This window comes from Streptomyces sp. NPDC088124, from assembly GCF_040685895.1.
Classification (GTDB): Bacteria; Actinomycetota; Actinomycetes; order Streptomycetales; family Streptomycetaceae; genus Streptomyces.
Genome location: NZ_JBFBJB010000090.1, coordinates 22,723 through 30,726, shown reverse-complemented (window position 1 = coordinate 30,726; position 8,004 = coordinate 22,723). Strand labels below are relative to the sequence as shown.

Sequence of the window (8,004 nt, the reverse complement as noted above, 5' to 3'; positions counted from 1 at the left end):
TCGAGGCATGGCGGAGCCATGGTGAGTGACGACAACGCCGCGAGGTGCGTGCCCCAGCCCCGCGACGCCGCCCCCCATTCGCCGGTCGGTCTAAGGATGGAGGGCTTTTCGTCGGCCTGTGGCGGCGGACCGTACGATCGCGTCAAGGAGTCGGTGGCGCTCGACGGCGTGGGTGAAGTCCGGGGCGACAGCCGTTCCGTGGACGAGGTCGTCCCGAATCGCGGCGTAGGCGTGCACCAGCGTGTGGATCACTGTTCCGGCCAGGCCGGGATAGTCGTCGTAGCCGCTGGGCAGCGTGACCTTCGCAGGCCGACCGCCGTCGCGTGTGCCACGCACCGTGACCGGACCGATGTGCGGGAACTCGGCGGCGGTAATCTCAAGTCTCCCCTCCGTGCCGTCGATGATCAGAGAGAACCCTGCACCCGATGCCGCGCCTCCACGGTGGTGGACGGACAGGATCGCCCCGCCCGCCACGGTGCCCGAGATCGCGATCTGGTCCTCGGCGGTCATCGGAACGACCCGCCCGGTGCGCCCGAGGGGAACCTGGCGGCGCCGGGTCGCGGTCGTAGCGACCACTTCCTGAAGCTCGCCGACGACCATCGACACCAGGTCGATCGCGTGTCCGAACGCGATGGTCAGCATCGTGGCCCCGAGCTTGCGGTCGAGCGTGTAGACCATGTTCCGAGACACCGGAGTGCCCCATTCGGTCGAAGACGCCACGACAGTGGCGGAGAGTACTTCCCTCACGAATCCTTCGGACACGAGGTCGGCCAGCCAGCGGAAGGTAGGCGAGGAGCGTCCCTGAAGACCGACGAAGGTGCGCGTCGTCCCGGCGGCACGCTCCATCGCCTCGGCCTCGCGCAGGTCGACGGCGAGCGGCCACTCGGAGAGCACCGGCACTCCCGCCTTCAGCACGGGCAACACGAGTTCGCGATGCTGGGGCACTTTGACGGCGACAACAACGAGGTCGACGTTCTCGTCGCCGGCGAGCTGCTCGACCGACGTGTACGCGGGTACGCCATACGCCGCTCCTGCGGCCTGGGCCGAGGCTTCGGAGCTCGCCGCCAGCGCGCGAAGCTCGATCCCGTCGACGGCGCTGAGCGCGGGCAGGTGAGCCCCGGCCGCCCAGCCTCCCGTGGCGCTCAGGCCGACGATGCCGACGCCGATCGGCTTACGGGGGTCAGGCACCGAGCTGCCGCCTCAGGGTCTCGGCGTCGTGCAGGGCCGTCATGTGCACGAACCGCCCGTCACGAACCTGGTAGATGGCGTACTCGACGATCTCGAACGAGGCGCCGGTGGGAGCCACGCCGAGCCACTCCTTGGCGGGCGTACCCGTGTTGGTCAGACGGGCGGCCAGGCGATCACCATGGACCGCGATCTCCCGGGGCTCCCAGTGGAAGTCCGGGACCGCGTCGATGTCGCCGTTCAGCACAGCGATGACCTGGTCCCGAGTGCCCGGCTCGCCGTTCAGGGTGGTCTCGTCGTTGATGAACTCGTCCACGCGGTAGATCTCGTGGGCGTTGAGCGCCCCGATGTAGCGCAGGTAGAACTCGCGCAGGTCGGTGTCGGACATGGTCTCCTTCTTCGGCCCCCGGAGCGGAGGTCATGCTCGGTGTTTCGCGACGGCTCTTGACGGTTCGTCACGGTGATCGTCGGCAGGGGGAGGAACCACTGCTCGCCACTTCTGTCCCGGACGGTACCGAAGTTTTGCCGCACCGTCACGGCCCTTACGCGCGGAGAATGTCTCACCAGGGCGAGCGAAGGGGTGCAGCCGCTATGCAGGCCAGCCGAGCAACGCCGTGTCGACGATCTCATCGAGCTCAGCAGGACCGAGGCCGTTGGCGGCCTGCACCGCGATGCCGAAACCCATCGTCATGATGAACCGGGCAAGACGCCGAGGGTCGGCGTTGCGCGGAAGATCACCCTCGTCGACGGCACGCCGGAAGCGCTCCTCAAGACGGACCCCCGCGCCGTTGCGCCAGTCGACAAGCAGGTCGTGGACGGCCCGGCTCTCGTCACTCGACGCCAGCGCACCCTGCACGGTCAGGCACCCGGAAGGGCCGTCGGGAGGGGTCGTGGTGCAGACCGCTCCGCGGAGGAACGCCAAGGCCACAGCCCGTGCGGTGGGCTCCTCCAGGGCGCGCGTGGCATAGGCGGCCGGCCCCGCGCCGTAGCGCTGGAGGGCCTTGCGGAACAACTGCTCCTTGTTGCCGAAGGCCGCGTACATGCTCGTCTTGGTGATCCCCATGGCACCGGTCAGTTCAGCGAGGCTTGCACCTTCGTACCCCCGCGCCCAGAACACCCGCATCGCGCGTTCCAGCGCCTGGTCGATGTCGAATCCTCGAGGCCGGCCCATGACGGCCCTACGGGAGTTACTCATGCCACAAGCGTACCTCTCGGTACAGATCTACACTGACCAGCAGTTTCACCCCACCCAGGCGGCGAACACAGTTCAGTACCGGCCGGTCTTGATGTGCTAAGTTTCTGCACCGCCCGGTACTTAATTGATGGGAAGGGAAGTCCGCGCCATGAAAACCGTTTCGCTCGGCAGCCTCAAGGTCTCGCGCATCGGTCTCGGAGCCATGGGAATGTCGGCGTTCTACACCGGCGCCGGCCAGTTCGACGACGAGTCGATCCGCACGATCCACCGCGCTCTGGACCTCGGGGTCACCCATATCGACACCGCTGAGGGGTACGGCCCCTTCATCAACGAGCGGCTGGTCGGCCGGGCCGTGCAGGGACGCCGAGGCGAGGTCGTGCTGGCGACCAAGTTCGGACTGATCTCCCACACCGGTGGCACGGCTCCGGACAGCACCCCGGCCAACATCCGCCTGGCCGTGGAGGGATCACTGAAGCGCCTGGGTACCGACTACATCGACCTCTGCTACCAGCACCGGGTGGACCCCGGCACGCCCATCGAAGAGACCGTTGGCGCGCTGGCCGAACTGGCGGCCGAAGGCAAGATCCGCCACATCGGCCTGTCGGAGGCCGGCCCCGCCACGATCCGCCGCGCTCACGCCGTGCATCCGGTCACCGCGGTCCAGTCCGAATACTCTCTGTGGACCCGCGACCCGGAGGCCGAGATCCTGCCCGTCCTGCGCGAACTGGGTATCGGCTTCGTGCCGTACTCCCCGCTTGGCCGCGGCTTCCTGACCGGCGACATCCGCTCCCTGAACGATCTTGACACCGACGACTGGCGCCGCACCAACCACCGCTTCGCCGAAGGCAACCTGGAACGCAACCTGCGAATCGTCGACGAGGTCCGGGCCGTAGCCGCCGAGATCGACACCACGCCCGCACAGGTCGCCTTGGCCTGGCTGCTCGCCCAGGGTGACGACATCGCGCCCATCCCCGGCACCAAGCGAGTCGCCCGGCTGGAGGAGAACGCCGCCGCCGACCACATCGAGCTCACTGCCAGCCACGTCGCCCGCCTCAACGACCTGCCCCGGGCCTCCGGCGAGCGCTACGACGCGGACAACATGGCCGCCATCGACCGCTGATCGAAGACGTACCACCACGCACGCCGCGGGTCGGCATCCGGGCGAAGAGTGCCGCATTCCCAATGAGACTGTGCAACATGAAGTACGCAGGTCACGGGTCTGGTGTGCGGGGTACTCGCGCTGGTCGTCGGCGGGTGTCCATGGTGAAGATCGTCTGACCTGTCGCCAGGGTCGTTGTCGGGTTCTGCTGTGCCGACCGCCGTACTCCTCCCACGATCCCTGACCGGGCCGGTGCCGGGCGCGAAGAGGGTGTGGGGATGCTGGAGCTGGAGCGGATCACGGCTCACCGGAATGAACTGGACACGCTCGCCGAGGAGTTGGCCAAGCAGCCGGCGGAGGTCCAGGCCGAGCGGGAGGAGCTGGTGATCGCCGCGCGGGTCCTGCACCGGCCGGCCGGACAGGACCGGGCCGTGGCGGAGGCCGCCGCGGCCGTAACCGCCGAGATGTGTGGTTCCGCGACCTGGACGCCGTTGTCCGGCACGGGAGTTCGCGCGGCGACCGTCGCGGGCGCGGCGCGTCCCGAGTGCTTCGCCGTTGATGCCGCCCCGTCCTCAGCTGCGGAGCGTGGCGACCGCCTCGTCGAAGAGGCGCTCGGGGTCTTTCTTCCCGCCTGAGCGGTACCACTCGTCGATGGCCGCGTCGAGGCAGGCCAGCGCCGCCGCGACGAACGCGCGGGCCCGGGGGTCGGGGGTGGGGGACGTGGGGAGGCCGAGGCGGCGCTGCACCTCGGGGGCGAGCAGTTCCTGCCAGTGGAGGTGTTTCTCCAGGTGCCGGGCGCGCAGGGAGGGCGCCTCGTGGTGGATCCGGGCGAGGGCGAACTGCTCCTCCGGGGTACCCCCGACCCGTCCGAGTATCAGGAAGGCTCCCCGGATGGCGTCCCACGCCGACTCCTCGGCCGGACGGGCCTCCATCGCGGCGCGTACGGACTCGCCCAGCGCCTCGATGTCGCCGAGGACGAGGTCCTCCTTGCTGCCGAAGTAGTGGAAGAAGGAGCGGCGCGAGATGCCGACCGCGGCGACGATCTGGTCGACCGTCGTCGCCTCGAAGCCGTTCTCCGCGAACAGACGTATGGCGGTGGCGGAGATCTCCGCGCGGGCCGCGCGGCGTGCGCGCTCTCGAAGCGTAGGTGGGTCGGCCATGTGCCCAGCCTATTGTGTTGCACCACACGCACACTATTGCACTGAGTGCAAATTTATGCCTACAGTGCAGATATGACTCCGATCGACTTCTCCGGCCAGACCACGATCGTCACCGGCGCCAGTTCGGGTATCGGCGCCGCCTTCGCCCGCGAGTTGGCGCGCCGCGGCTCCGATGTGGTCCTCGTCGCTCGACGCCACGACCGTCTGGAGACCCTCGCCGCCGAGCTCGGTGCGCGGCACGGCGTGCAGGCCACCACAGTCCCCCTCGACCTGAGCGAGCCGGGCGCGGGCCGGCGGCTGGCCGCCGATCTGGCGCGGCGCGGGATCACGGTCGACGGCCTGGTGAACAACGCCGGTTTCGGTACCGAGGGAGCCTTTCACCGGGAGGACCCCGACCGTCTCACCGACGAGATCAACGTCGATGTCGCCAACCTCGTCGACCTCACCCGGGCGTTCATCGAACCGCTGCGGGACTCCGGCCGGGGCGTCCTCGTCAACGTGGCCAGCATGGCGGCCTACACGCCTTCCCCCGGCATGGCGGTCTACGCCGCCTGCAAGGCGTTCGTGCTCAGCTTCACCGAGGCGCTCTGGTACGAGTCGCGCGGCACCGGGCTGCGCGTGCTCTCCCTCGCGCCGGGCCTCACCCGTACCGAATTCTTCGACGCGTTCCCGGGCGGGGCCTACCAGGGCAATTACCAGACCCCGGAGCAGGTGGTCATGGTGGCGATGCGCGCACTCGACCGGGGGCGCCAGCCGAGCGTGCAGTCGGGCCGCATGAACTCGATCGCGGGAAAGCTGCCCCGCTTCTTCACCCGGCGGCGCACGGTCCTGCTCATGGGGACACTCCAGGCACGGACCTCCGGGGCGGCGACGGTCGCGGCCTGAGGGGTGTCGCCGCGCGTACCGGCCCGACGTGGTCCGTTCGGGCTCTGCCGAGGGCGCCACCTGCCGCGATGAGTTCCGGCCGGGGCGGGAGTCTGATCTGGTGACCGTCACGGGGCGTCGTACGACGCCTCCCGGCACGAGACACCGCGGAGGATGCCATGCCGACCCCGCCGAACGACCGGCCCACCGGGCTGCCCGGCCGCCCGCCCGTCGTCGACCTGGCCACCTGGCAGCGCGCCCGGGACGAGCTGCTGGTCCGCGAGAAGGCCCACACCCACGAGGGCGACGCCCTCGCCGCGGCCCGCCGCCGGCTGCCGATGGTGGAGCTCGACGGGACGGTCGAGGTCGTCGGGGCCGACGGCCCGGTCCCGTTCACCGACCTGTTCCAGGGCCGCGACGAGCTGATGGTCTACCAGCACATGTGGTACGACGGCGCGCCGCACCAGGGGCAGTGCGAGGGCTGCACCACCACGGCCTGGCACCTGAGGGACGCCGTCTACCTCAACGCCCGCGGCGTCTCGTTCGCCATCCTGACCACGGGACGCTGGGACGAGGTGGCCTCGTACGTCGCGTTCATGGGCTACACGCAGCCCTGGTACTCGGTGCGCGATGTGCCGGCGCCGATCGGCGGCGCCATGGGCCACCTCGCGTGCTTCCTGCGTGACGGCGACCGCGTGTTCCTCACGTACTCGACGACGGGCCGCGGCAACGAGCCGGTCAACGGCTCCCTCGGCCTGCTGGACAGGACGCCCTACGGCCGCGGCGAGGCATGGGAGGACAACCCGGAGGACCGGCCCGACGGGCGCGACGCGTGCTGGTACTGGCGCTCCGACGCGAACGGCAACGCCACCTGGGGCCCGGCCAGCCGCCCCGTACCGCAGTGGACCCGCCCCGGCGCGACCCCGGTGAAGACCCTCGGCCGGCACGGCCCCTACCACTGAGGGGCGGCGCTGCCCCCGGCAACCAACACCCCACCGGTGCACGCCCGTTGCCCCTCGTCCCCGAGGGAGCGCAGCGGGTTTGTAAGCCCTTCGGGAGTGCCCCATCATGGGCGCACCTACAAGCAGTAACTATTGGGGGTTCCGCCGTGGTTGTCGCGTACTGGATCGTTGCCGCACTGCTGGGTCTCCTGTATCTCTTCGCCGGCGGGAGGAAGATCACCCAGAGCCAGGAGCAGCTCGCGCCGATGATGGGCTGGGTCGACACCGTCCCGATGCCGGTCGTGCGGCTCATCGGGGCCGTGGAGATACTCGGCGCGGCCGGATTGGTCCTGCCGCCGCTGACGGGTATCGCGCCGGCCCTCGCGATCGCTGCGGCGGTCGGCTTCGCGGTCCTGCAGATCCTGGCGGCCGGGCTTCACCTGTCGCGCGGCGAAGTGAAGGAGACCGGCCTGAACGTGCCGCTGATCCTCCTGGCCGTGGCCGCGGCATGGCTGGCCACGGCGTTCTGAACGGCCCCCGCGTGGGCGCCTCTTGGCGCGCCGGGGCGCCGAAGGACCGCGTCTCCGGCGCGTCCGGTGGCGTCGCCGGAGGTGCGTGGGGTCAGCGGAGGGTGGCTTCCGTCGGGCCGTTGAACGGGGCGAGCGACAGCACCGTCTTCGGTGTCCGCAGTTGCTCGTTCTCCGCGAACAGCTGCAGTGCCGCGGCGAAGGGAACGTCGTCGGACGCCACCAGTGCGGCACGGTCGTACAGTTCACGTGCCGTGTCGTCCATCTCCCTGCCGCCGCCCGCTCCCGTTCCCCAGGTGTCCCACAGCAGGGTCTCCACCTTGTTCAGTGCGGCGAGGTCGATCCGGATGTCGTGCGCCACGAACCACTCCCCGAACATCGGCCCGTCCGCCGGAGGGTGGAGTCCGAAGGTTTCCGGGTCCGCCTCCCCCGTCCGTATGGCCTGCCACGCCTTGCCGGCGACGAGAAAACGGTCGCGTGGTACGTCCATCGGGTCGAAGTCTATTTTCCACAGGCCGGCGACGGCCGGATCGGTCATCTGGGGATCGGCGAGCAGCCAGCCCCGCTCGCTGTCCCAGTACTCGGTGACCGCGTGGTCCGAGTGGAATCCCGGGCCGAAGTAGTCGGCGAAGCCGGATCGCAGGCGCGCCGGGATGCCCGCGTGGCGCAGGAACGAGCAGTGCAGCAGCGCGAGGTCGCGGCAGACCCCGACGAAGCGGTCGCCGAACGCGCGGCGGCGCGTCAGCGGGGCGTCGTTGCGTTCGGTGATCAGCCGCAGGATGTCGTCCACGTAGCGCGTCTCGGCGTCGTGGTGCAGGCGGTCCCGCGGGACGGCATGGCGGAGCGGCTCGCCTTCCAGGCGGTGGAACACCAGATCCCTTGCCGTACGGGCGAGTTGGGCCGGATCGTCCGGCAGGTCGGCGTAGAGCGGGGCGAGAGCGCCGGGGTCGGTGAAGGCGCTCTGCCCGGCATAGAAGGCGGCGGCGTCCGGAGCGAGGCGGGCGGGTGGCATGACGGGACCCCCAGGAGGCAT

At 70.0% G+C, this 8,004-nt stretch carries 10 protein-coding genes; 5 read left to right on the top strand and 5 right to left on the bottom strand.

What is annotated here, in order from left to right; all coding sequences use genetic code 11:
* Positions 1-90: 90 nt before the first annotated feature.
* From AB0P17_RS40890 to AB0P17_RS40880, 3 genes are all read right to left on the bottom strand, one after another.
* Complete coding sequence (locus AB0P17_RS40890; RefSeq protein ID WP_365819772.1) at positions 91-1,188, bottom strand: Gfo/Idh/MocA family oxidoreductase; 1,098 nt, start codon at positions 1,186-1,188, stop codon at positions 91-93.
* On the bottom strand, positions 1,181-1,573 hold the full coding sequence (locus AB0P17_RS40885) for an ester cyclase (protein WP_365819770.1): 393 nt from the start codon (positions 1,571-1,573) through the stop codon (positions 1,181-1,183). Before AB0P17_RS40885 ends, AB0P17_RS40890 begins: the two co-directional genes overlap by 8 nt.
* A 201-nt stretch (positions 1,574-1,774) precedes the next feature.
* On the bottom strand, positions 1,775-2,380 hold the full coding sequence (locus tag AB0P17_RS40880) for a TetR/AcrR family transcriptional regulator (protein WP_365819768.1): 606 nt from the start codon (positions 2,378-2,380) through the stop codon (positions 1,775-1,777).
* A 148-nt stretch (positions 2,381-2,528) separates the two neighbouring features.
* Here AB0P17_RS40880 and AB0P17_RS40875 point away from each other — a divergent pair, with 148 nt between their 5' ends.
* Together AB0P17_RS40875 and AB0P17_RS40870 are read left to right on the top strand one after the other, a co-directional pair.
* Positions 2,529-3,500, top strand: coding sequence for an aldo/keto reductase (locus tag AB0P17_RS40875; RefSeq protein WP_365819766.1), 972 nt, complete (start codon positions 2,529-2,531; stop codon positions 3,498-3,500).
* Positions 3,501-3,757: 257 nt separating this feature from the next.
* Entirely contained in the window at positions 3,758-4,114 is a 357-nt protein-coding gene (locus tag AB0P17_RS40870) for a hypothetical protein (RefSeq protein WP_365819764.1), read from the top strand.
* Here the strand turns inward: AB0P17_RS40870 and AB0P17_RS40865 are convergent.
* On the bottom strand, positions 4,052-4,639 hold the full coding sequence (locus AB0P17_RS40865) for a helix-turn-helix domain-containing protein (RefSeq protein WP_365819762.1): 588 nt from the start codon (positions 4,637-4,639) through the stop codon (positions 4,052-4,054). The two genes, AB0P17_RS40870 and AB0P17_RS40865, sit on opposite strands and share 63 nt — an antisense overlap.
* Positions 4,640-4,711: 72 nt before the next feature.
* Here AB0P17_RS40865 and AB0P17_RS40860 point away from each other — a divergent pair, with 72 nt between their 5' ends.
* The 3 genes from AB0P17_RS40860 to AB0P17_RS40850 all read left to right on the top strand — a co-directional run bounded on the left by AB0P17_RS40860 (position 4,712) and on the right by AB0P17_RS40850 (position 6,974).
* Complete coding sequence (locus tag AB0P17_RS40860) at positions 4,712-5,524, top strand: SDR family oxidoreductase (protein WP_365819760.1); 813 nt, start codon at positions 4,712-4,714, stop codon at positions 5,522-5,524.
* A gap of 158 nt (positions 5,525-5,682) precedes the next feature.
* Entirely contained in the window at positions 5,683-6,465 is a 783-nt protein-coding gene (locus AB0P17_RS40855) for a DUF899 family protein (protein WP_365819758.1), read from the top strand.
* 146 nt (positions 6,466-6,611) lie between these two features.
* Positions 6,612-6,974, top strand: a complete 363-nt coding sequence (locus AB0P17_RS40850) for a DoxX family protein (RefSeq protein WP_365819756.1) — start codon at positions 6,612-6,614, stop codon at positions 6,972-6,974.
* Positions 6,975-7,065: 91 nt separating this feature from the next.
* Here AB0P17_RS40850 and AB0P17_RS40845 read toward each other — a convergent pair whose 3' ends face one another.
* Complete coding sequence (locus AB0P17_RS40845; RefSeq protein WP_365819754.1) at positions 7,066-7,983, bottom strand: transglutaminase domain-containing protein; 918 nt, start codon at positions 7,981-7,983, stop codon at positions 7,066-7,068.
* Between the last annotated feature and the right edge of the window lie 21 nt (positions 7,984-8,004).